The organism is Streptomyces hyderabadensis, assembly GCF_020404845.1.
GTDB classification, from domain to species: domain Bacteria; phylum Actinomycetota; class Actinomycetes; order Streptomycetales; family Streptomycetaceae; genus Streptomyces; species Streptomyces hyderabadensis.
On record NZ_JAIOJZ010000064.1, the window covers coordinates 1 to 22813 of the forward strand.

Annotated in this window: 17 protein-coding genes and 2 pseudogenes; 12 read left to right on the plus strand and 7 right to left on the minus strand. The window is 75.6% G+C overall.

Features of this window, described 5'->3' with window-relative positions:
* A pseudogene (locus K7854_RS32465) lies at nucleotides 1-238 on the minus strand (hypothetical protein); the annotation flags it as partial.
* A gap of 113 nt (nucleotides 239-351) precedes the next feature.
* Between K7854_RS32465 and K7854_RS32470 the strand changes: the two are divergent.
* Both K7854_RS32470 and K7854_RS32475 read left to right on the plus strand, forming a co-directional pair.
* Nucleotides 352-1182, plus strand: coding sequence for an aldo/keto reductase (locus tag K7854_RS32470; protein WP_226030140.1), 831 nt, complete (start codon nucleotides 352-354; stop codon nucleotides 1180-1182).
* A gap of 55 nt (nucleotides 1183-1237) precedes the next feature.
* Nucleotides 1238-1912, plus strand: a complete 675-nt coding sequence (locus tag K7854_RS32475) for a DNA polymerase ligase N-terminal domain-containing protein (protein WP_226030141.1) — start codon at nucleotides 1238-1240, stop codon at nucleotides 1910-1912.
* A 31-nt stretch (nucleotides 1913-1943) separates the two neighbouring features.
* Here K7854_RS32475 and K7854_RS32480 read toward each other — a convergent pair whose 3' ends face one another.
* The 3 genes from K7854_RS32480 to K7854_RS32490 form a co-directional block, all read right to left on the minus strand.
* Nucleotides 1944-4316, minus strand: coding sequence for a SpoIIE family protein phosphatase (locus K7854_RS32480; RefSeq protein WP_226030142.1), 2373 nt, complete (start codon nucleotides 4314-4316; stop codon nucleotides 1944-1946).
* 61 nt (nucleotides 4317-4377) lie between these two features.
* Nucleotides 4378-4845, minus strand: coding sequence for a peroxiredoxin (locus K7854_RS32485; protein ID WP_226030143.1), 468 nt, complete (start codon nucleotides 4843-4845; stop codon nucleotides 4378-4380).
* Nucleotides 4842-5222 carry a DoxX family protein gene (locus K7854_RS32490; RefSeq protein WP_226030144.1) on the minus strand — a complete coding sequence of 127 codons (381 nt, stop codon included), beginning with the start codon at nucleotides 5220-5222 and terminating at the stop codon, nucleotides 4842-4844. Before K7854_RS32490 ends, K7854_RS32485 begins: the two co-directional genes overlap by 4 nt.
* A gap of 188 nt (nucleotides 5223-5410) precedes the next feature.
* Here K7854_RS32490 and K7854_RS32495 point away from each other — a divergent pair, with 188 nt between their 5' ends.
* Nucleotides 5411-6607 carry an MFS transporter gene (locus tag K7854_RS32495; RefSeq protein WP_226030145.1) on the plus strand — a complete coding sequence of 399 codons (1197 nt, stop codon included), beginning with the start codon at nucleotides 5411-5413 and terminating at the stop codon, nucleotides 6605-6607.
* Between the two features lie 583 nt (nucleotides 6608-7190).
* Here K7854_RS32495 and K7854_RS32500 read toward each other — a convergent pair.
* Both K7854_RS32500 and K7854_RS32505 read right to left on the minus strand, forming a co-directional pair.
* Nucleotides 7191-8300: a FecCD family ABC transporter permease gene (locus tag K7854_RS32500; protein WP_226030146.1), complete on the minus strand. Its 1110-nt coding sequence runs from the start codon at nucleotides 8298-8300 to the stop codon at nucleotides 7191-7193.
* Complete coding sequence (locus tag K7854_RS32505) at nucleotides 8297-9367, minus strand: FecCD family ABC transporter permease (protein ID WP_226030147.1); 1071 nt, start codon at nucleotides 9365-9367, stop codon at nucleotides 8297-8299. The genes K7854_RS32500 and K7854_RS32505 overlap by 4 nt, the downstream gene beginning before the upstream one ends.
* Nucleotides 9368-9479: 112 nt before the next feature.
* Here K7854_RS32505 and fes (K7854_RS32510) point away from each other — a divergent pair, with 112 nt between their 5' ends.
* From fes (K7854_RS32510) to K7854_RS32545, 8 genes and pseudogenes are all read left to right on the plus strand, one after another.
* Nucleotides 9480-10820: an enterochelin esterase gene (fes, locus tag K7854_RS32510; protein WP_226030148.1), complete on the plus strand. Its 1341-nt coding sequence runs from the start codon at nucleotides 9480-9482 to the stop codon at nucleotides 10818-10820.
* A gap of 71 nt (nucleotides 10821-10891) precedes the next feature.
* On the plus strand, nucleotides 10892-11872 hold the full coding sequence (locus tag K7854_RS32515) for an ABC transporter substrate-binding protein (protein WP_226030149.1): 981 nt from the start codon (nucleotides 10892-10894) through the stop codon (nucleotides 11870-11872).
* Entirely contained in the window at nucleotides 11869-12654 is a 786-nt protein-coding gene (locus tag K7854_RS32520; protein WP_226030150.1) for a 2,3-dihydro-2,3-dihydroxybenzoate dehydrogenase, read from the plus strand. The genes K7854_RS32515 and K7854_RS32520 overlap by 4 nt, the downstream gene beginning before the upstream one ends.
* Before the next feature lie 50 nt (nucleotides 12655-12704).
* The gene (locus tag K7854_RS32525) at nucleotides 12705-13904 is read left to right on the plus strand and encodes an isochorismate synthase (protein WP_226030151.1); all 1200 of its coding nucleotides are present in this window, start codon (nucleotides 12705-12707) and stop codon (nucleotides 13902-13904) included.
* Nucleotides 13901-15529 (plus strand): annotated as a pseudogene (locus K7854_RS32530) ((2,3-dihydroxybenzoyl)adenylate synthase); the annotation flags it as partial. The gene K7854_RS32525 and the pseudogene K7854_RS32530, both read left to right, overlap by 4 nt.
* Nucleotides 15530-15547: 18 nt before the next feature.
* Nucleotides 15548-16180: an isochorismatase family protein gene (locus K7854_RS32535; protein WP_226030167.1), complete on the plus strand. Its 633-nt coding sequence runs from the start codon at nucleotides 15548-15550 to the stop codon at nucleotides 16178-16180.
* 3 nt (nucleotides 16181-16183) lie between these two features.
* The gene (locus K7854_RS32540) at nucleotides 16184-16420 is read left to right on the plus strand and encodes a phosphopantetheine-binding protein (protein WP_226030152.1); all 237 of its coding nucleotides are present in this window, start codon (nucleotides 16184-16186) and stop codon (nucleotides 16418-16420) included.
* Nucleotides 16417-20319, plus strand: a complete 3903-nt coding sequence (locus K7854_RS32545) for a non-ribosomal peptide synthetase (RefSeq protein ID WP_226030153.1) — start codon at nucleotides 16417-16419, stop codon at nucleotides 20317-20319. Before K7854_RS32540 ends, K7854_RS32545 begins: the two co-directional genes overlap by 4 nt.
* A gap of 12 nt (nucleotides 20320-20331) precedes the next feature.
* On the opposite strand, the gene fes (K7854_RS32550) is transcribed toward K7854_RS32545, so the two are convergent.
* Nucleotides 20332-21621 (minus strand): enterochelin esterase, encoded by a 1290-nt coding sequence (gene fes / locus K7854_RS32550; RefSeq protein WP_226030154.1) that lies wholly within the window; start codon nucleotides 21619-21621, stop codon nucleotides 20332-20334.
* A 131-nt stretch (nucleotides 21622-21752) separates the two neighbouring features.
* Between fes (K7854_RS32550) and K7854_RS32555 the strand changes: the two genes are divergently transcribed.
* Nucleotides 21753-22811, plus strand: coding sequence for a YncE family protein (locus K7854_RS32555; RefSeq protein ID WP_226030155.1), 1059 nt, complete (start codon nucleotides 21753-21755; stop codon nucleotides 22809-22811).
* Nucleotides 22812-22813: the final 2 nt, after the last annotated feature.

Below are 22813 nucleotides of genomic sequence, written 5' to 3' on the forward strand. Positions count from 1 at the left end.
GTTCCCGCACTGGGAGTACGTGCTGCACGAGCTGTTCGGCCGGGTGAAGTCCGTCCAGGCGCTGCGCGGCGTCGAGGCCCGCCGCGAGGTCGGCGCCGTGGATCTCGGCGCCGATGTGCCCGGCGACGGGCCGCACCTCGATGCCCGCCGCCGCGGCCGCGCGTTCGGCCGTGTCGTTCGCCCCCGCCCCGCCGGTCGTCGTGTCCGTTGCCGTGTCGTTCGCGCTCCGGGTCGTCATGCGCAGATCGTGGCAGACCCTCCGCGGCGCCGTCCGGTTGATCACCCAACCCGCCGTGGGCGAGGCTGGACCGGGCGGCACACCGCCGCGCACAGTCGAGGGAAGGTCCCACGGTGATCAGCATCCCGGCGTACACACTCAACGACGGCTCCACCCTCCCCGCCCTGGGCCTGGGCACCTGGCCGATGGGGGACGACGAGGCGGAGCGGGCGGTCCGCGAGGCCCTGGAGGCGGGGTACCGCCTGATCGACACGGCGGCGAACTACCGCAACGAGACCGGCGTCGGCCGCGGCGTGGCCTCCGCCGATCTCCCCCGCCAGGAGATCGTCGTGACCACCAAGCTGCCCGGCCGGCACCACGGCTACGAGGAGACGCTCGCCTCGTTCGAGGAGTCCCGCGCCCGCCTCGGAGTCGAGTACGTCGACCTGTACCTGATCCACTGGCCGCTGCCGCGCGTGGACAAGTACGTCGAGTCCTGGAAGGCCATGGTCAAGCTGCGCGAAGACGGCCTCGTGCGTTCGGTGGGCGTCTCCAACTTCACGGCGGAGCACATCGAGCGGCTGGAGAAGGAGACGGGCGTCCTGCCGTCCGTCAACCAGATCGAGCTGCACCCGCTGTTCCCGCAGGACGAGCTGCGCGCCTACCACGAGCGCAAGGGCATCCGCACCGAGAGCTGGAGCCCACTGGGCCGGGGCAGCGACCTGCTGGACGACCCCGCCGTCGCCGCGGTCGCCGCCGCGCACGGTGTGACGCCCGCCCAGGCGGTCCTGCGCTGGCACACCCAGCTGGGCGCGGTGCCGATCCCGAAGTCCGCGGACCCGGCGAGGCAGCGCGCGAACCTGGACGTCTTCGGCTTCGAGCTGGACGCCGGCCAGATGCGCGCGGTGACGGACCGCGCCCACCGGCGGATCGGCGGCGACCCGGAGGTGCACGAGGAGTTCTGAGCGGGGTACCCGGTCCGGGTCGGCGGGGATCGGACCGCCCGGGAAGGAGCACCAGGTGGACGGCGAGGGCGGCGAGCGGCTTCGGGACTACCACGGCAAGCGGGACTTCGGCCGGACGGGGGAGCCCGCGGGACGGGAGGCACCGGGTGCAGGCGGGGCCGCCGGCGAGGGCGGGGCCGCCGGCGAGGGCCTGGCGCCCCGCTTCGTGGTGCAGATCCACGACGCGAGCACCCTGCACTTCGACTTCCGGCTGCAGGTGGCGGACGTGCTGAAGTCCTGGTCGGTGCCGAAGGGGCCGTCGGCGGACCCGAGCGACAAGCGGCTCGCGGTGCCCACGGAGGACCACCCGCTGGAGTACGAGGAGTTCGAGGGCGTGATCCCGGCGGGTGAGTACGGGGGCGGCACGGTCATCGTGTGGGACCACGGCACCTACGAGCCGCTGAGCCACGACCGCCGGGGCCGGCCGGTCGACTTCGCCGAGTCGCTGGCGCACGGCCACGCCCGGTTCCGGCTGCACGGCGCGAAGCTGCGCGGCGAGTACGCGCTGACGCGGTTCCGCGGCGGCCCGGACGGCGGAGGTACGGACGGCGGAGGCACGGACGCCGCGTGGCTGCTGGTGAAGACGGCCGGCGGCGGACGCGGGCACGGCACCCCGGACCCCCGGCGGGCCCGGTCCGCGCGGACCGGCCGCACGCTGGCGCGGGTGGCGGCCGAGGAGAGTGAGGAGTAGCGGTCGGGGCGGCGGGGACCGGGCGGCCGGTTCACCGGGAGGGCAGGGCCTGTTCGGCCCAGATGGTCTTGCCGGTGTCCGTCTGGCGGCTGCCCCAGCGCTGGGTGAGCTGGGCGACCAGGAGCAGCCCGCGGCCGCCCTCGTCGAAGGCGTGGGCGCGGCGCAGATGGGGCGAGGTGGAGCTGGCGTCGGACACCTCGCAGATGAGGGCGGTGTGCCGGATGAGGCGCAGCTGGATGGGCGGCTCGCCGTACCGGATCGCGTTGGTGACCAGTTCGCTGACGACGAGTTCGGTGACGAAGGCGGTGTCGTCCAGCCCCCACGCCGTCAGCTGTTCGCCGACGGACCGCCTGGTGGCCGCCACTCCCGAGGGGTCGGGCCGGACGTCCCAGGTGCGCACCCGGTCCTCGCCCAGCGCCCGGGTGCGGGCCAGCAGCAGTGCGACGTCGTCGCCGGGCTCCTCGGGCAGCACGGCCTTGAGCACGCCGTCGCACAGCGCGTCGAGCGAGGTCGCGGGAGCGGCCAGCGCCCGGCACAGTTCCGTGGTGGCGTGGTCGACGTCGCGGTCCCGGTCCTCGACCAGCCCGTCCGTGTAGAGGGCGACGACGGAGCCCTCCGGCACCTCCAGCTCCGTCGCCTCGAAGGGCAGTCCGCCGACGCCCAGCGGCGGCCCTGCGGTCATGGCGACGAGGCGGGTCGTGCCGTCGGGCAGCAGGAGGGCGGGCGCGGGGTGGCCGGCGGCGGCCAGGGCCAGCCGGCGGGAGACGGGGTCGTACACGGCGTACAGGCAGGTGGCGCCCAGTTCCGCGATCTCGGTCTCGGCGCCGTCGTTCGCGCCGCCGGCCGCGAGGTGGGTGACCAGGTCGTCGAGGTGGGTGAGGAGTTCGTCGGGGGGCAGATCGACGTCGGCGAGGGTGCGCACGGCCGTGCACAGGCGGCCCATGGTGGCCGTGGACGGGATGCCGTGGCCGACGACGTCGCCGACGACGAGGCCGACGCGGGTGCCGGAGAGCGGGATGACGTCGAACCAGTCGCCGCCGATGCCCGCCGCGGAGGCGGAGGGCAGGTAGCGGTGGGCCACCTCGACCGCGGCCTGTCCGGGCAGGCCCCTGGGCAGCAGGCTGTGCTGGATCGCCAGGGCGGTGGAGCGCTCGCGCGCGAAACGGCGGGCGTTGTCCATGGAGACGGCGGCCCGGGAGACCAGTTCCTCGGCCAGTACGGCGTCCTCCGTGGCGTACGGCTCCCGGGGCGCGGTCCGGGCGGCGAGCGCGACGCCCAGCGTGGTGCCGCGGGCCCGCAGGGGCACGGACAGGGTCGAGCAGACGGCTTCGCGGAACGGGCGGTTGTGCGGGGCCTCGGCCTCGCGGGTCCGCATCCACCGGTCGAACTCCGGGTCGCCGGGGCCGCTGAGGACGACGCGGCCCTCCCGCACCGCCCGGGCCGGCGGGCTGTCGGGCGGGTGGACCTCCGGTCCGCCGAGGTGCACGGCGGGGGTGGGGAAGCCCTCGGTGGCGGAGGCGTGGGCCACCCGGCGCAGTTCGCCGGTTCCGGACGGCACGGCGAGGGGTTCGTCGGTGCCGAGCACCCAGTCGAGCAGGTCGACGCTGGCGAATCCGGCGAACCGGGGCACGAGGAGCCCCACCAGTTCCTCGGCGGTGCGGACCACGTCGAGGGTGCTGCCGACGGCGCCGGCCGCGTTCAGCAGGGCCAGCCGCTCCCGGGCCCGGTGCTGTTCGGTGCTCTCCACGGCCGCCATCGCGACGGCGGTGAGCGTGCCGGCCGCGTCGTGGACCGGCCAGATCTCCACGGTCCAGGCGTGCAGGCAGCTGCCGGCGGGCGCGGGCGCGTAGCTCTCGTACTGGACGGGCTGCCCCCGGTCTGCGACGACCCGCAGGTGGTGCAGGAAGCTCCGGGCGTCGCCCTCGAAGTCGGCCAGCGTGTCGGAGAGGCTGCGGCCGACCAGTTCCTCCGCGGGTCTGCCCAGCATCCGGCAGGCGGTGTCGTTGACGTGCACGAAGCGCAGTTCGGGGTCGAGCACGGACAGGGACAGGGAGGCCTGCCGTACCGCGTCGTCGATCAGGCCGGGCCCGGGGCCGCCGGGCGCGTCGGCGGTCGCCAGGTAGCCGGCCGGTGCGCCGTCGGCGCCCAGCAGTGGGCGGACCCGCAGCCGCAGGCTCACCGGGTGGCCGTCCCGGTGCCGGATCACGGCGGTGCCGGACAGGCCGGGGCCGGCCGGTGCGGTGCCGGACAGGGGGCGGGTGGACACGTCCCGCGCGAGCAGGTCCCGCGCGGGGCGTCCCACGGCCTCCTCGGCCGCGTATCCGGTGAGCCGCCGCGCGCCGTCGCTCCATCCCGTCACCCGTCCGCGGGCGTCGACGATCATCGCGGCGGAGGAATCCTCCATGCCGTCCAGGATCATCCCAGGACGATGCGGTATCAACCGGGGCGGTGCGCGGGTGGGCCCGTCACGGTCGGTGAGCGCGGAGCGCGGCGAGGGCGCGGTCGGCGTGCGCGTTCATCCTGAGTTCGCTGCGGACGACCTCCAGGAGGGTGCGGTCCTGCCCGACGACGAAGGTGACCCGCTTGGTGGGGGCCAGCGCCAGGCCGCGCTTCACCCCGAACCGTTCCCGGACCGTGCCGTCGGTGTCGGACAGCAGCGGCATGCCGAGCGTGTGGCGCACGGCGAACTCCTGCTGCCGCTCGACGGCATCGCCGCTGACGCCGACGGGCCGGGCGCCGACCGCGGCGAACTCGGCGGCCAGGTCGCGGAAGTGGCAGGCCTGTGCGGTGCAGCCGGTGGTCAGGGCGGCGGGGTAGAAGAACAGGACCACGGGGCCGTCGGCCAGCAGTTCGGACAGGCGGCGCGGGGTGCCGGTCTCGTCCGGGAGGGTGAAGTCCGCGACGGTGTCGCCCACGGCGGGGACCCGGCTCACGACCGGCCCTCGCTGCTCCGGGCGACGGCGCGGGCCCACAGCACGAGCGGCACCTGCACGGGCAGCCGTCCCAGGGCGGCCGCCTTCTGCGGGGTGGGGCGGTGCCGCCAGTCCCAGGCCATCTTGACGTTGGCGGGGAACACCCCGACGAAGAAGGCGGCGGCGGTCAGCGCGGCGGCCCTGCGGGTGCGCGGCAGGGCGAGTCCGGCGGCCAGCCCCAGTTCGGCGACGCCGCTGGCGCGCGTCCACGCCCGGGGTGTGCCCGGCAGGGAGCGCGGCACGATGGCGTCGAAGGGGCGGGGCCGGGTGAGATGGGCGACGCCCGCGGTGGCCAGCAGGCCGGCGAGCAGCAGGGGTGAGCGTTCGGACCGTGGCACGGTTCCTCCTCGGGGGGCCTGGCGCGCGATATTACTCGACGGTAGGGGGCGGGTGGCCGTGGGGCCGGGTCCGGCACGCCCTCGCCCCCCTCAGTGCCCTCGGGCGCCGCCGCGACGTGGCGGGGATTCGGCACAAGTCGGCAGGTTGCCGAAAGCGGGCCAGGTCCGGTGGGCGTGACGATCGACGGGTGACCCTCACTCGCAACCGCCCCGTCGTCCTGCTGTCCCTCGGCCACGCCTGTGTCGACGTCTACCAGGGCACCGTGGCCGCTCTGGTGCCGTACTTCGTCGCCGAGCGGGCGTACGGCTACGCCGCCGCGTCGGGCGTCGTCCTGGCCGCGTCACTGCTGTCGTCGCTGGTGCAGCCGCTGTTCGGGGCGCTCACCGACCGGTGGGCGCTGCCGTGGCTGCTGCCGCTGAGCACACTGACCGCGGGGGCGGGCGTCGCCCTCGGCGGCCTCGCCGGCTCCTACCCGCTCACCCTCGCGGCCGTCGCGGCGGGTGGCGCCGGGGTCGCCGCGTATCACCCGGAGGCGGCGAGGGCGGCGCGGGAGGCCGCGCGGGGCAGCCACACGGCGATGGGGTGGTTCTCCCTGGGTGGCAACGTCGGCTTCGCGCTGGCGCCGCCGCTGGTGTGGGCCGTCGTGGGCGGCGGTGGGCTCGGTGCGTCCTGGCTGCTGGTGCTGCCCGCGGTGGCGGGGGCCGTGCTGTGCGCGGCGGCGGTGCGTTCGGCCGGGGCGGTCCGCGCGGCGGGCGGCCGCACGGCGGTGCCGGAGGCGACCGACGACTGGCCGTCGTTCCTGCGGCTGACCGGCGCCGTCGTGTGCCGTTCGGTCGTCTTCGTCGGCCTGAGCACGTTCGTGTCGCTGTACGTCCGGGAGCGGGTGGGCGGCGGCGGTGCGGCCGGGACGGCGGCGCTGTTCGTGCTCTACCTGGGCGGCGCGGTGGGCACGGTCGCCGGGGGCCGGCTCGCGGACCGGTACGGGCGGCTGAAGGTGGTACGGCGGTCGTACGTCCTGACGGTCCTCGCGGTGGCCGGGGTCGTCCTGGTGCCCGGTCCCGCGGTGTACCTGTGCGTCGCCCTCACGTCGGCGGGGCTGTACGTGCCGTTCTCGCTGCACATCACGCTGGGCCAGGACTACCTGCCGCGCCGGGTGGGCACGGCGAGCGGCGTCACGCTGGGGCTGGCGGTGAGCGTGGGCGGTCTCGCCGCCCCGGCGCTGGGCGCGCTGGCCGACGCGACCTCGCTGCGGGCGGCCCTGCTGCCGCTGGTGGCGCTGCCCGCCGTGGGCCGGCTGCTCCTGTGCGGCCTGCGCGAACCGGCCGTGCCCCCGGCGTCGCCCGCCGTGGTGTCGCCCCCGGCACCCGACGCCGACGTGCGCTGACCGCCGCCTGTCACCCCCGGCTCCGGCCGGCCCGCGGTGCCCCGCGCCCCACCGCACTCCCACCGGGACACCACCGCCCCACACGACCCGACCGCCCGCCGAGCACCCCGAAGCACCGTCCCGCCCCCCACCAGCACGGGCCCCGGCAGGCACCCCGCCCCACCAGGCCCGGCTCCGCACCCACGGGCACGGCATACCCCGCGCCCCACCGCACTCCCCCCGGGACACCGCCACCCCACACGACCCGACCGCCACCGCCGAGCACCCCGAAGCACCGTCCCGACCCCCGCCGGCACGGGCCCCGGCAGACGCCCCGCCCCACCAGACCCGGCTCCGCACCCGCGGGCACGACATCCCCCATGACTGACACACCACCCGACCGCCACCGTCGGGAATCCGGGACCGTTTCCGGCCCCTGCGGCACGGGTCCCGGCACAGCCGGGAGCCCCCGCCCGCACGCGGAGCCTCCCGCACCCGCGGGGACGGCACCACCCCGGCCCACACGGCCCCGCCTCGCCGCCCGCACCCCGCCTGGAACCGTTCCGCCCCCGGCCGCCCGGTTCCCGGCAGCAAGGCGCGCCCGTCACAGTCGGGAGCCGCGGCGCTCCCCCCGCAGGAGCCAGGCGAGGTAGGCGCCGCCCGCCACGCCGGTCACCACGCCCACCGGCAGCAGGGCGGATCCGGTCAGCCGCTGGGTGGTCAGGTCCGCGGCGGCCACCAGGAACGCGCCCGTCCACCCGGCGGCCAGAACACCCGGGCCGGCGGCGCGGGTGACCCTGCGGGCGAGCTGCGGGGCGGCCATCGCCACGAACGGGATGGGACCGGCCGCCGCGACGGCCATCGCGGTCAGTCCCGTCCCGGCGCTCAGCAGGACCAGACGGCTGCGTTCGGGCGGGACCCCGAGCGCGGCGGCGGTGTCGTCGCCCATCTCCAGCATGGTCAGCCGCCGCCCGTACACCAGGACGACCGGGACCAGTACCACCAGGCCCAGCGCCGCGATCCGCACGTCGGCCCAGTCGCGGGCGTTGAGCGAGCCGACCATCCAGCTCGCGGCCTGCGCCGCCTTGCCGATGTCGGCGCGCACGTAGAGGAAGCTGGTCGCCGAGCCGAGCACGGCGGAGGCGCCGATGCCGACGAGGACCAGCCGGTAGCCGTGCACGCCCCGTTTCCACGCCAGCAGGTAGACGGCGACCGCGGTGGCCAGCCCGCCGCACACCGCGCCCAGCGCCGTCTGTGCCGCGCCGGCGTCGAGGAGGATGATCGCGACGAGAGCCCCGGCCGACGCGCCGTTGCCGAAGCCGATGATGTCGGGGCTGCCGAGCGGGTTGCGGGTCAGCGACTGGAACACCGCACCCGCCATGCCCATGCCGAAGCCGACCAGCGCGGCCACCAGGGCCCGTGGCAGCCGCAGGTCGAGCACCACGAATCCGGCGCCCGGCGGACCGTCCCCGGCCAGGGTGCGCAGTACCTCGGCCGGGGACAGTGCGTAGGTCCCGGTGCCGATGGCGAGCACCATGGCGCACGCCGTGAGCGCGGCGAGCGCGGCGCAGACCAGCAGGGCGCGGACGTCGTAGCGCAGCGACCAGCGTCCGGCGCGCAGGAGTCCGGGCCGCACGGCGGCGCGGGCCCCGGTGCCGTCCGGATCCGGCGCGGCGGCGCTGCGGCGCCCGGTGCCGTCCTTCACGGTGCTCACAGCTGGGCCACCTTCCGCCGGCGGACGAGGTGGATGAACAGGAGTCCGCCGAGGAACGCGGTGACCGTGCCGACCTCGATCTCGGACGGCGGCACCACGACCCGTCCGATCACGTCGGAGACGAGCAGCAGCACCGGCGCGTACAGGGCGCAGTAGGGGAACATCCAGCGCGGGTCGGGGCCGCAGAAGGCGCGGGCGGCGTGCGGGATCATCAGGCCGACGAAGCCGATCGGTCCGCACACGGCGGTGGCGCCGCCGCACAGCAGCGTGATGGCGACGACGGACAGCACCCGCACCCGCCGCACCCGGGTGCCCAGCGCCAGCGCGTGGTCCTCGCCGAGGGCGAGCGCGCCGAGCGGCCGGGCCAGCGCCAGGGCGAGCAGCGCACCGGCCACGAGCAGCGGCGCGACGGTGAGCAGCAGGGACACCTCGCGTTTGGCGAGGGTGCCGACCGACCAGTACCGCATCTCGTCGAGGGTGCTCAGGTGCCACAGCGACAGGCCGTTGACGTAGCCGAACAGGGCGGCGTTGACGGCGGTTCCGGCCAGGGCGAGCCGCACCGGTGTGGCCCACCGGCCGCCGCCGAGGGCGTGGACGGCCGTGGCGGCGAGGGCCGCTCCGGCCAGGGCGAACCACAGGTACCCGGTGAACGACGTGATGCCGAGGACGCCGATCGCGGTGACGACGGCCGCGGACGCGCCCGCGTTCACGCCGAGCAGCCCGGGGTCGGCGAGCGGGTTGCGGGTCAGGGTCTGCATGACCGCGCCGCCGAGTCCCAGCGCGCTGCCGACGGCGGCGCCGACGAGGGTGCGCGGCAGCCTCAGGTCGCGCACGATCGCGTCGTTCTCCGTGCCGGACGGGCCGGTCAGCGCCGACCAGACCTGGTCGAGGGGGATCTGCTTGGCGCCCACGGCCAGGGAGAGGGCGGCGGCCACCACCAACAGGACGACACCGAGGAGCAGTCCGGCCGTGCGCAGGGAGCCCCTGGGGCGGGGCTGTTTCGCGCCGGGCGCGGGTCCCGGCGGCGCGGGATCGGCCGGATGTGCTGTACATGTTCCGATGGACATGTGCTTAGCTTAGGCTAGCCTTACCTTAGCTGTTGACGATTTCGTCGGCAGTGCCTGGCCCTGCCCTGCCCGCCTGCCCGGCCCTCCGACCAGAGGTTCACGGAGAACACCGATGACCACCCTCCCCCGCCCCGCCTCCCCCGGCGCCGCCGCGCCGGACGTCCGCCCCGTCCGGGTCACGGGCCCGCGCGTGGCACGCCTTCTGGAGGAGACCGAGGGGGCCGACGAGGCGCGGCGGACGGCGTCTGCGGCCGCCTTCTGGAGCGAGGTGGAGCACCTGGGCAGCCCGCTCGTCGAGGAACTCGACGGTCAGCCGCACCACCGGGCGGTCACCTTCCTGTGGCGCGGCCACCGCGCCACCCGCCGGGTCCTGCTGTGCGGCAACCGCATCACCGACCGCGACCGGCTGGCCGGTTCGCTCCTGGAACGGGTGCCCGGCACCGACGTCTGGCGCCTGGGTCTGCGGCTGCGCTCCGACCACCGCGGTTCCTACCGGCTGGCCGCCGACCTCTCGCTGGGGGACGCGCCCGCCGACCCCGCGGCCCTCCAGCAGCGGCTGCGCTCACTGTCCGCGCACGCCGCGGCCGATCCCCTCAACCGCCGTACGATCGCGACCCGTTGGCAGTCCGCCGACAGCTCGGTCTTCGCCCTGCCCGACGCCCCGGCGCAGCCGTGGGCCGGGCGCCGGGGGACGGTCCCGGCGGGGCGGGTGGAGCGGCACCGGGTGCCGGGCGCGGACCCGTTCGGCGACCGGGACGTCTGGGTCTATCTGCCGCCGGGCAGCGACCGGGCCCCGGCCGCCTCGCTGCCGGTCGCGGTGGTGTGCGACGGCGACATGTGGCTCGGGCGGCTCGGTCTCGGCGACACGCTGGACGCGCTGATCGCGGACGGTGCGCTGCCGCCCCTCGTGGTGGTGGCGCCGGACGCCGTGGACCGGCGCACCCGGTGGCGCGACCTCGGCTGCCGGGACCCGTTCGTCGCCTTCCTGGCCGACGCGCTGCTGCCGTGGGCGGCCGGGCGCTGGCCGCTGACCACCGACCCGCGCCGGACCGTGGTCGCCGGGCAGAGCCTCGGGGCCATGACGGCGCTCCACGCGGGGCGGCTGCGCCCGGACCGCTTCGGCAACGTCCTCGCCCAGTCCGCCTCCCTGTGGTGGCGCCCCGGCCTGCCGCCACCGGGCGCGGCCAAACCACCGGTGCAAGGCACCCCGTGGCTGGTCGGCCGCTACGCCGCCGGCCCGGCCGCGCCCCTGACGGTCCATCTGGACGTCGGCCTGCACGAGGGCGCCATGGTCGGGCACACCCTCGACCTCTACGACACCCTGCGCGCGACGGGGCACCGGGTCACCCGCGACACGTACAACGGCGGCCACGACTACGCCTGCTGGCACGGGGCCCTGGCCAGCGGCCTGGTGCGCCTGCTGGGCGCGGGCGGCACCGCCCCCGCCCCCTGAACCCCTCACCTTTCCATTCCTTCATCGCCTGCATCCCCTGCATCCCCTTCATTCCAAGGAGTCCCTTTCCCATGTCGTTCGCACGTGCTCCCCGCAGAACCGTCATGACCTCCGCCGCAGCCGTCGTGGCGGGAGCGCTGCTGCTCACCGGCTGCGGTGACGAGGACGGCGGCAGCGACAGCGCGGGCGGCCAGGCGTCGAGCACCCGTCACGTCACCGACGCCACGGGTCGTCAGGTCGAGGTGCCGGCCGCGCCCAAGAAGGTCGTCACCCTGAGCGAGCCCACCCTCGACGCCGCCCTGGCGCTCGGCGTCGAACCGGTCGGCGCGACCGCGGGACGCGGCCAGAAGGGGGTCTCCACCTACCTGGCCGGCAAGGCGGGCAAGGCGGAGGTCGTCGCCACCGTCGCCGAGGCCGACATGGAGAAGCTCGCCGCGCTCCAGCCCGACCTGATCCTCCTCGACGAGACCACGGCGGTGAAGAAGGAGGTCTCCAAGCTGGAGTCCATAGCTCCGACCGTGGTCACCGCCAAGCTCAACGAGGACTGGAAGAAGGCGTTCACCGCCACGGCCGACGCCCTGAACCAGAAGGCGCAGGCGGAGAAGCTGCTGAGCGGCTTCGACGCCGACGTGGCCGCCACCAAGGGCAAGCTGGGCGACAACGCGGGCGCGGTCGTCAGCGTGGTGCGCTGGCAGAACAAGGCGCCGTCCGCGGTCGGCCGGGGCGTGGGCCACGTGGGCGCCACCCTCACCGCGCTCGGCCTGGACCGCCCGAAGGACCAGCAGGGCGTCGGCACCGGCCACAGCGAGCCGGTCAGCCTGGAGAAGCTCTCCACCATCGACGGCGACTGGCTGTTCTTCGGCACCCTCGGCGAGCAGGCCGACGGCGAGAAGGCGTACGCCGAGGCGAAGAAGGTGCCCAACTTCGGCAGGCTGAAGGCCGAGCGGGAGGGCCACGTCGTGGTCGTCCAGGGTTCGGCCTGGAACAGCGCGGGCGGACCGCTCGCGGCGCGGATCGTCCTGGACGACCTGACCGCGGCGCTCGCCTCGTGAGCGCCGCACTCGACGGCCGGCTCGCCCTCGTGACGGGGGCGGGCCGGGGCATCGGCGCGGCGGTCGTCACCGCGCTCGTCCACGAGGGCGCCCGCGTGGTCGCCACCGACCGCGCGCCCGAGGGCGTCGAGCGGCTCGCCGCCGAGCACGGCGACGGCCGGATCACCGCCCGCCCCCTCGACGTCACCGACGCCGACGCGGTGGAGCGGCTGGTCGACGACACCGAGCGCGCCCTCGGCCCGCTGGACGTCGCCGTCAACGTGGCCGGGATCCTGCGCCCGTCGGCCGTCGTGGACCTGACCGACGAGGACTGGGCGGCCACGTTCGCCGTCAACTCCACCGGTGTCCTGAACGTCTCGCGCGCCGCGGCCCGCCGGATGACCGGACGCGGCCGGGGCAGCATCGTCACGGTCGCCTCCAACGCGGCGGGTGTCCCGCGTACCGGCCTGGCCGCCTACGCCGCCTCCAAGGCCGCCGCCGTCATGTTCACCAAGTGCCTCGGCCTGGAGGTGGCCGGGCGGGGCGTGCGCTGCAACACGGTCTCCCCCGGCTCCACCCTCACCGACATGCAGCGCGCCCTGTGGACGGCCGGTGACGAGACGGCCGCCGCGCGGCGCGTGGTCGACGGAGACCTCGCCGCGTACCGCACGGGCATCCCGCTGGGCCGGATCGCCGACCCCGCCGACATCGCCGACGCGGTCGTCTTCCTGGCCTCCGACCGCGCCCGGCACATCACGATGCACGACCTGTACGTCGACGGCGGCGCCACCCTGCGGGCATGACCCGGCCGCCCGCTCACGGGACGCGCACGCCACCCCCACTGGAGACAGCCATGTCCCTTTCCCTGCACACGCCCCCGCCCGCCGCCGCACCGGCCGAGCCCGGCGCGGCCACCGCCCTCCTGGAGTCCTACCGGCCCGCCACCGACCGCTTCCTCGCCACCCCGCACCGCACCCTCCTGGGCCGCGGGACTGCCGCCGCGGTACCCCACGACTCCCGCCCCGCCGCCGTCCGGGTGCGCGAGGTGCTGGGCGCGGCACGCCGGGCGGGCACCCCCGCCCCGGTGGTCGTGGGCGCCCTGCCCTTCGCGCCCCACGCCCCGGCCGCGCTCGCCGTGCCCCACTCGGTGCGCTGGGCGCCGCCGCTGCGCGAGGACCCGCTGATCGCCCTGCCCGTCCCCGCCGACGCGGAGCGGCCCCGGTGGCGGGTGCGGGAGGTACCGGCGCCCGAGCGGTACGGGGAGGCGGTCGCGGCGGCGGTGGCGCGGATGCGGGCCGGCGAGTTCGACAAGGTGGTGCTCGCCCGGACCCTGGAGCTGACCTCGGCGCGCGAACCCGACCTGCCCGCCATGCTGCGCCGCCTGGCCCGCCGCGACCCGGCCGGCCACACCTTCGCCGTGCCGACCGGCCCCGGCCGCACCCTGATCGGCGCCAGCCCCGAACTGCTCGTCGCCCGGCGGGGCGGCCGGCTGACCGCCAACCCGCTCGCGGGCTCGGCACCGCGCAGCGCGGACCTGGCCGAGGACGTGCGCCGCGCGGCCGCCCTGCTGGAGTCGGCCAAGGACCTGCACGAGCACGCCGTCGTCGTGGCCGCCGTAAGGGAGGCGCTCGCGCCGTACTGCACGGTCCTGGAGGTGCCCGAGCGGCCCACCCTGGTGCGTACGGCGGCGATGTGGCACCTGTCGACCACGGTCACCGGTGAACTCGCCGACGCCGGGACGACCGCGCTGGACCTGGCGGGCGCGCTGCACCCCACCCCGGCGGTGTGCGGCACCCCGACCGAGGCGGCCCGGGCGGTGATCGCCGCGTCCGAACCCTTCGACCGGGGCGCGTACACCGGCATGGTCGGCTGGCAGGACGCCGACGGCGACGGCGAGTGGGTCGTGACCATCCGCTGCGCCGAGGCCGAGGGGCACACGCTCAGGCTGTTCGCCGGCGCCGGGGTGGTGGCCGCCTCCACGCCGGAGGCCGAGACGGCGGAGACCGCCGCCAAGTTCCGTACCTTCCTGGACGCGGTGGGAGCGGCGCTGTGACCCTCACCCCGGGCGTGGACGCGCCCACCTGGCCGGACGAGTTCGCCGCACGCTACCGAGCCGCCGGGCACTGGCGCGGCGAGACCTTCGGCGGCATGCTGCGCGAGCGCGCCGAAGCGCACCCCGACCGGATCGCCCTGGTGGATCCGGCCCCCGAGCGGCGCACCTGGACCTACCGGGAGCTGGACGAGCGGGCCGACCGGCTCGCCGCCGGGTTCCTCGCCCGCGGCATCCGCAAGGGCGACCGGGTCGTCGTCCAGCTGCCCAACGTCGGCGAGTTCGCCGAGGTGGTCTTCGCCCTGTTCCGCATCGGCGCGCTGCCGGTGTACGCGCTGCCCGCGCACCGGGACACGGAGATCGCCCACTTCTGCTCCTGCACCGAGGCCGTCGCCTACGTCGTCCCCGACCTGCACGCGGGCTACGACCACCGCGCCCTCGCCTCCCGCGTGCGGGATGCGGTGCCGGGACTGCGGCACGTGTTCGTGGCGGGCGACCCCGGCGAGCACACCGCGCTGGCGGACGTGCCGTGCGAGCCGTCCGGTCCGTTCGACGGGCCCGAGCCGCACGAGCTGGCGTTCCTGCAGCTGTCGGGCGGGACGACGGGCGTGTCCAAGCTGATTCCGCGCACCCACGACGACTACCTGTACTCGCTGCGGGGCTCCGACGAGATCTGCGGCGTGGACGGCGGCACCCGCTTCCTCGTCGTGCTGCCCGCCGCGCACAACTTCCCGATGAGTTCCCCCGGCTGGCTGGGCGCGCTGTACGCGGGCGGCACGGTGGTGCTGTGCCCGAAGCCCGACCCGGACACCGCGTTCCCGCTGATCGCCCGGGAGCGGATCACCATGACGGGGCTGGTGCCGCCGCTGGCGCTGGTGTGGACGCAGGCCGCGACCGAGACGGCGCACGACCTGTCCAGCCTGGAGCTGGTGCTCGTCGGCGGCGCCAAGTACAGCGAGCAGGCGGCCCGCCGGCTGGAACCGGCGCTGGGCTGCCGGCTGATGCAGGTCTTCGGGATGGCGGAGGGCCTGGTCAACTACACGCGGCTGGACGACGACACCGAGACCGTCGTCACCACCCAGGGGCGGCCGATCTCCCCCGACGACGAGATCCGGGTCGTCGACGACGCCGACCGGGACGTCCCCGACGGGGAGTTCGGGCACCTGCTCACCCGCGGCCCGTACACGATCCGCGGCTACTGGCGGGCCCCGGAGCACAACCGCCGGGCGTTCACCGGGGACGGCTTCTACCGCACCGGTGACATCGTGCGCCGCACCCCGGCCGGTCACCTCGTGGTGGAGGGCCGGGCCAAGGACCAGATCAACCGCGGCGGCGAGAAGATCGCGCCCGAGGAGGTGGAGAACGTCGTCCTCGGCCACCCGTCCGTGCACGACGTGTCGGTGGTCGCGGTGCCCGACGACTACCTGGGCGAACGCTCCCTGGCCTATGTGATCCTGCGCCCGGGCGCCGGGCCGCTGCGGCCGGTGGAGATCAAGCGGTTCGTGCGCGAGCGCGGCATCGCCGCCTACAAGGTGCCCGACCTCGTCGAGTTCGTCGACACCTTCCCGCAGACCGGCATCGGCAAGATCAGCAAGAAGCAGCTGCGCTCCGCCGCCGGCGAGTCCGACCCCGAGAGGCCCTCCCCCATGGCCCTGCCCGCCGTCGCCCCCTATCCGCTGCCCGCGGCGGACGAACTCCCCGCCAACCGCGTGTCGTGGACCGTGGATCCCGCGCGGGCCGTCCTGCTCGTGCACGATCTCCAGCAGCACTTCCTGTCCGCCTTCCCGGCCGGTGAACAGCCCCTGACCGGCATGCTCGGCAACACGGCCCGCCTGCTGAAGGAGTACCGCCGGCTCGGCGTCCCGGTCGTCTACTCCGCCCAGCGCGGCGGCCAGACGCCCGAGGAGCGCGGCCTCCAGCTCGACTTCTGGGGCCCCGGCGTCGCAGACGACCCCGAGAAGCTCGCCGTGCCCGAGGCGGTGGCGCCCGAGGACGGGGACACGGTGCTCACCAAGTGGAAGTACAGCGCCTTCGTCCGCACGGGCCTGGCGGACCTGTTGCGCGGGACGGGGCGCGACCAGCTGGTGATCGTCGGCGTGTACGCGCACATCGGTGTGCTGATGACCGCCGCCGACGCCTGGCAGCGGGACCTCAGGGCGTTCGTGGTCGCCGACGCCGTCGCCGACTTCTCCCGCGAGGACCACGACCTGGCACTGCGCTGGGCCGCCGGCCGCTGCGCGGTCGTCACCACCACCGACGCACTCCTGAAGGAGGTCTGAGCCGTGGCATCCACCCCGCTGACCGTGGCACGGATCCGGGCCGACGTCGCCGACTGCCTCGGCGAGGACCCGGCGGACATACCCGTCGACGAGAACCTGGTCGACTACGGCCTCGACTCGGTCCGCATCATGACGCTGCTGGAGGGCTGGCGCCGCGAGCACGCGGTCACGGCCGGTTTCGCGGACCTCGCCGAGCGGCCGGCCATCGCGGCCTGGGCCCCGCTGCTGGGGGCCGCATGACGTCCCTGCCCCTGACGTCCCCGGACCCGGCGTCCCCGGACCTGACCTCCCTGCCGCTGACGGCCGCCCAGTCGGGCATGTGGTTCGCCCAGGCCCTGGACCCGCTCAGCCCGGCGCAGAACACCGCGGAGTGCCTGGAGATCGACGGACCGCTCGACGCGGAGCTGTTCGCCGCCGCACTGCGCCGGGTGGCCTCGGAAGCCGAGGCGCTGCGCGTGGTCCGCGTCGAGGACACGCCCGAGGGGCCCCGCCAGTACGTCGCCGACCGCATCGAACTGCCGCTGACCGTAAGGGAGTCGGGCACCGACGCGGAGGCTCGGGCGTGGATGCGGGCCGACCTGGCCGAGCCCTTCGACCTGGCGCACGGACCGCTGTTCCGGCACGCCCTGTTCCGCGTCGGACCGGACCGCTGGCTGTGGTACCAGCGCATCCACCACCTCGTGATGGACGGCTACGGCTACTCCCTGCTGGTGCGCCGCACCGCCGAGGTGTACTCGGCGCTGGTCCGCGGCGCCGGACCCGCCCCGGGCCCCTTCGGCACCCTCGCCGAGCTGGTCGCCGACGACACCGCCTACCGCGCCTCACCGGCCTTCGATGCGGACCGCGCCCACTGGGCCGGCGCGTTCGCCGACCGCCCGCAGGCACCCCGGCTCGCGGGGCGCGGGGCGCTGCCCTCCCGCACGTTCCTGCGCCGCGGCGCCCAGCTGTCGCCCGAGGCCACCCGGCGCCTGCGGGACCTGGCCGGCCGGCTGCGCGCGACCTGGCCCGACGTGCTGATCGCCGCGCAGGCGCTCTACACCTCCCGCGTCACCGCACGAGGGGACGTGGTGCTGGGCCTGCCGATGATGGGCCGCATGGGCTCGGTGGCCCTGCGGGTGCCCGGCATGGTGATGAACGTGCTGCCGCTCCGGCTCGCCGTCTCTCCCGAAGCGACCTTCGCCGAGCTGGTGCGGCAGGTGGTGCTCGGCATCCGCGAGGCGCGGCGCCACCAGCGCTACCGCTACGAGGACATCCGCCGCGACCTGGGGCTGCTCGGCGAGAGCCGCGCCCTGGTCGGCCCGCTCGTCAACGTCATGCCCTTCGACTACGGCGTGGACTTCGCGGGCGCCCCCGCCCGGGCCCGGAACCTGTCCGCGGGCCCCGTGGACGACCTGACGGTCAACATCCACGACCGCGCCGACGGCCGCGGCCTGCACATCGACCACGACGGCAACCCGGCCCTGTACGACGACGGCGACCTCGCCGCGCACCAGGACCGCTTCCTGCACCTGGTGGACCGGCTCACCGACACGGACCCGCACCTCCCGCTCGCCGTGCACGGCATGGCCACCGGGCCCGAACGCGCCCTGGTGCTGGAGGAGTTCAACCGCACCGACCGCGCCGTGCCCCCGACCACACTGATCGGGCCGATCGAGGCGCAGGCGGCCCGCACCCCGGACGCCACCGCCCTGGTGACCGGCGACACCGTCCTGACCTACGGGCAGCTCAACACCCGCGCCAACCGGCTCGCCCGGCACCTGCGCTCCCTGGGCGCCGGGCCCGGCGCGGTGGTCGCCGTCTCAGTCCCGCGCTCCGCCGAGCTGGTCGTGACCCTGCTCGCGGTACTGAAGGCGGGGGCGGCCTACCTGCCCCTGGACCCGGACTACCCGGCGCCGCGGCTGACGTACATGCTTCAGGACGCGGCGCCGGTCTGCGCCGTCACCGACCGCGCCGGGCGCCTCCCGGACGGCACGGGCACCGAGCTGGTGGTCCTGGAGGGCCTGGACGTGTCGGCGCAGCCGTGGACGAACCCGCCGCGGGCGCTCACCCCGGCCCACCCCGCGTACGTCATCTACACGTCCGGTTCCACGGGCCGCCCCAAGGGCGTGGTCGTCCCGCACCGGGCGGTCGACAACCGGCTGCGGTGGATGCAGCACGCGTACGGGCTGACCGCCGGGGACCGGGTGCTGCAGAAGACGCCCTCGTCGTTCGACGTGTCGGTGTGGGAGTTCTTCTGGCCGCTGCGGGAGGGCGCGGCGCTGGTCGTCGCCGAACCGGGCGGGCACAAGGACCCGGTGTACCTGGCCCGGACGATCCGCGAACAGGCGGTCACCACCTGCCACTTCGTGCCCTCGATGCTCCAGGTGTTCCTCGCCGCCCCGGAGGCCGCCGGGTGCGGGGCGGTGCTGCGCAGGGTGTTCTGCAGCGGCGAGGCGCTGCCCCGCGAGACCGCGCGGGCCTTCGCGCACACCCTGCCGGACGTGGAGCTGCACAACCTGTACGGGCCGACGGAGGCCGCCGTCGACGTCACGTACCACGCCTGCGACCCTGCCCAGGCGGGCCCGGTGCCGATCGGCCGGCCGGTGTGGAACACCCGTCTGTACGTGCTGGACGCCGCGCTCCAGCCGTGCCCGCCCGGCGTGCCCGGGGAGCTGTACCTGGCGGGCGTGCAGCTGGCCGACGGGTACCTGGGCCGGCCGGAGCTGACGGCGTCCCGGTTCGTGTGCGACCCGTTCAGTCCGGCCGGCGCCAGGATGTACCGGACCGGGGACCTGGCGCGCTGGAGTCCTCGGGGCGAGGTCGAGTACCTCGGCCGCACCGACCACCAGGTCAAGCTGCGCGGTCAGCGCGTGGAGCTGGGTGAGGTCGAGGCGGCGCTCGCCGCCCGGCCCGGGGTCGACGGTGCCTGTGCCGTGGTGCGGGAGGACCGCCTCGTCGGCTATGTGACCGGGGACGCGGACCCGGCCGACGTACGGGCGGCGCTGGCCCGTCGGTTGCCGGAGCACCTGGTCCCGGCGGCGGTGGTGGTCCTGGCGGAGTTCCCGCTGTCGCCGAGCGGCAAGCTGGACCGCCGTGAGCTGCCCGCCCCGGTGTTCGGCGGCGACGCGGGCGCGCGGTCCCCGGCCTCGCCCCGGGAGGCGGCGCTGGTCCGGCTGTTCGCCGAGGTGCTCCAGGTGGCGGAGGCCGGCCCGGACGACGCGTTCTTCGACCTGGGCGGCACGTCGCTGCTGGCGGTGCGGCTGGTGGCGCGGGTGCGGGAGGAGTTCGGCACGGAGCTGACCATCGGCTCCCTGTTCGAGGCGCCGACGCCCGCCGCGCTCGCCGCCCGGCTGGAGACGGCCGGCGCGGCGGGCGAGGACGCACTGGGTGTCGTCCTGCCGCTGCGCACCGAGGGCGACCGGACACCGCTGTTCGCCGTCCACCCGGCGGGCGGCCTCGCCTGGTGCTACGCGGGGCTGGCGGCGCGACTGGGCCCGCAGCAGCCGGTCTACGGACTCCAGGCCCGCGGTCTTACGGGCGACGAGCGGCTGCCCCGCACGCTCCAGGAGGAGGCCGAGGACTACGCCCGTCAGATCCGCGGCATCCAGCCGCACGGCCCCTACCGGCTGCTGGGCTGGTCGGTCGGCGGGGTGCTCGCGCACACCGTGGCGGTCCTGCTGCGGCGGGCGGGCGAGGAGGTCGAACTCCTCGCGCTGCTCGACGCGTTCCCCGCCGAGCAGTGGCGCCACCGGCCCGCGCCGGAGGAGGGCGACGCGCTGACCGCGGTGCTGCGCATGGCGGGCTTCGAGCGCACCGGGGAGCGCGACCGCGAGGACGTGCTGGCCACGCTGCGCCGGGCGGGCAGTCCCCTCGCCGGTCTCTCCGGGCGTGCCCTGGAGCGGATCGTCGACATCGTGCCGAACCACGCCCGCATGATGCGCGAGCACGAGCACACCGCCTACGACGGGGACGTGCTGTTCTTCACGGCCGCCGCCCCGCGGGCCGAGGACTGGCTGACGCGCGAGGCGTGGCGGCCGCACGTGACCGGCGCACTGGTCAACCACGACCTGGACTGCACCCACCCGCAGCTGATGCGGGACCGGTACCTGGACGACATCGCGGCGGTGCTGGCCGCGCGGCTCAAGGAACTCGACGCGTGAGCGCCGCGGCCGTCACCGGCCGAGGAGTTCCACGAGCCCGTCGGCCAGTTCCGTGCGCCAGCACAGGTAGTCGTGACCGCCGTTGTACTCACGGTAGGAGGAGTCGTGACAGCCGAGCGAGGCCAGGGTGTCGCGCAGGCGGCGGGCGGCCGGCAGGGCCACCCACTCCTGCTCGCCGAAGGAGAGCCAGAAGCGCACCGGCGGACGCGGGCCGGCGGCGAGGCTCCGGGTGAGCCACTCGGCCTCCGGTCCGGCCGGCCACCAGAACGATCCGGACTGGACGAGGGCGTTGCCGAAGCGGTGCGGCGCCGCCAGGGCCGTGTAGGCGGCGGTCAGCCCGCCCAGGCTCTGCCCGGCGACGACCGTGCGCGCCGGGTCGGCGGTCAGGGGGAGCCGCCGGGCCGCCCACGGCAGCAGTTCGTCGGCGAGGAAGCCGGCGTACGGGGGCCGGCACGACAGTTCCGCCCAGCGGGTGGCCTCGTCCACGGCGTCCGGCAGCAGGGCGGCGACGGGCGGGAGGCGGCCGTCGGCGAGCAGGTTGTCGAGCAGGTGGGGCAGGCCGAGACGCGGCCCCCAGTGCTCGCCGTCGAGCAGGACCAGGACGGGCAGCCCGTCGGGCCCGTCGGGCCCGTCCGGCTGCCGGGCGGCGCCGGGCGGCGTGTAGAGCCAGACCCGGCGGTCCTCGCCGAGGCGCTCGCTCGGCACCGTGTGCTCGGTGAGGGTGCCGCGCGGGACGCCGGGCCGGGGCGCCCAGTCCGCCGCGTCCGGCGCGGCGGGGAGTCCGGCGCAGGGCACCGTCCCGCCGTCCCAGCGGTGGGGCAGTGTGCGGGCGTTGTACGGGTCGGCGCGCCTGCGGGTGCGCAGCCACCGCCAGTAGGCGGCACTCCCCGCCTCGGGGCCGCCGCCCTCGTCGACGTACAGGTCGTAGGTGCCGCGCCAGTCGTGGCGCAGGCGCAGCGTCCAGTGCCACACGTCGGTGCCGGGGACGTGCGCCATGAGGTTTCCGGCGGGGTCTTGCGGGTCGCCGAGCTTGTTCGGCAGGACCTGGACCGCGCGGGTCGCGGGGGTGCCGCGCCACAGGAACGTCACCGCCCGGTGCTCCGCGTCGCCCAGCGGGTCGGGGCCGGTCAGGGGCGTGCCCCGCGCGCGCACGCGCGCCCAGAAGCCGTCGGTGCCGCCGGGGCCGGGCAGCTCGCAGACGGGGTCGGCGAGCCGCGGCACGGGGCGGGGGCGGGGTGTGCGGGGCGGGTGGTGCGGGGTGCCTTCGGGAGGGGCCGCGGCGAACGTGTGTGCGGAATTCAATTGACCGTCCGTCATCTTTTAGTTAGGTTAGCCTTACCTTACTTGATCTTAATTGATCAACGGGTCGAACGACCACACCCAGAACCCGTCCACACCCACAACCCATCCCGAGAAGAGGGAGTCCCATCACCATGTCCACCCCCGCCGTCCGCACCCGCCGCCACCGCTCCGCGCTCACCGCGGCCGTCGCCGTGGCGGTCGCCGCCGGCAGCACCCTGACCCTGGCGGGCACCGCGTCCGCGCACTCCACCGGTTCGCAGGTCACCACCGCCAAGCTCACCAAGGGCCTGTACCAGTCGGCGTACTCCGAGCGGAACGACGTGCTGTGGGTCACCGCCGCCGTGGGCCGCCCGCCGGTCACCGAGTCGCACCTGCTGAAGGTCGACCCGCGGACCCTCGCCGTACGGGCCGACGTCACCCCGCCCGTCACCGACGCGGCCACCGGCGCCGTCGAGGCCGTCTACGGCGTCGCCGTCGACGACGAGCACAACACCGTCTGGACCACCAACACCCGCAACAACACCGTGTCCGTCTACAGCCAGCGCACCGGCGAGCACCTGGCCAGCCTGCCGAACGTCAACCACGCCCGCGAGATCGTCGTCGACGAGAAGCACAACACCGTGTGGGCGAGCGCGTTCGGCGACGGCACCCTGGTCGCATTCGACACGAAGACCCTCAAGGAGAAGGAGCGCGTCACCGTCGAGGGCGCCGGCCCCACCGGCCTGACCGTCAACGAGAAGACCGGCGCCCTGTACGCGGCCGACCTCAACAACGACCGCCTCATCGAGCTGCGGCGCGGCGCCACGACCCCGCGCTTCCTGCCGGCCGGCGACGGCCCGATCTCGGTATCGCTGTCCAAGAACGGCCGGACCGCCTACACCGCCGACCAGACCTCGGGCACGCTGTCCGTGGTCGACCTGCGCAAGGGCGTCGTCACCAAGTCCGTGGCGACGGGCGCCGGCGCGCTGTCCGTGGCGACCGACGAGCGCTCCGGCGACGCCCTCGTCGTCAACCGCACCGACGCCACCGTCACCCGGGTCGACCCGCGCCGGGGCGCCGTTAAGGAGACCGTGGCCACCGGGGCCAACCCCAACCACGTGGAGGTCGCCGACGGCACCGCCTACGTGGTCGACAAGTCGGGGGCCGGCGCCGCCGAGGACACCGTGACCCGGATCCGCCTCGCCCGCTGACC

Bases quoted from the DNA above. Each gene is read 5' to 3' on its own strand.
- K7854_RS32555 (WP_226030155.1), top strand. From the start codon at position 21,753: ATGTCCACCCCCGCCGTCCGCACCCGCCGCCACCGCTCCGCGCTCACC.
- fes (WP_226030148.1), top strand. From the start codon at position 9,480: ATGACCACCCTCCCCCGCCCCGCCTCCCCCGGCGCCGCCGCGCCGGAC.
- K7854_RS32515 (WP_226030149.1), top strand. From the start codon at position 10,892: ATGTCGTTCGCACGTGCTCCCCGCAGAACCGTCATGACCTCCGCCGCA.
- K7854_RS32535 (WP_226030167.1), top strand. From the start codon at position 15,548: ATGGCCCTGCCCGCCGTCGCCCCCTATCCGCTGCCCGCGGCGGACGAA.
- K7854_RS32480 (WP_226030142.1), bottom strand. From the start codon at position 4,316: ATGGAGGATTCCTCCGCCGCGATGATCGTCGACGCCCGCGGACGGGTG.
- K7854_RS32505 (WP_226030147.1), bottom strand. From the start codon at position 9,367: ATGTCCATCGGAACATGTACAGCACATCCGGCCGATCCCGCGCCGCCG.
- K7854_RS32525 (WP_226030151.1), top strand. From the start codon at position 12,705: ATGTCCCTTTCCCTGCACACGCCCCCGCCCGCCGCCGCACCGGCCGAG.
- K7854_RS32545 (WP_226030153.1), top strand. From the start codon at position 16,417: ATGACGTCCCTGCCCCTGACGTCCCCGGACCCGGCGTCCCCGGACCTG.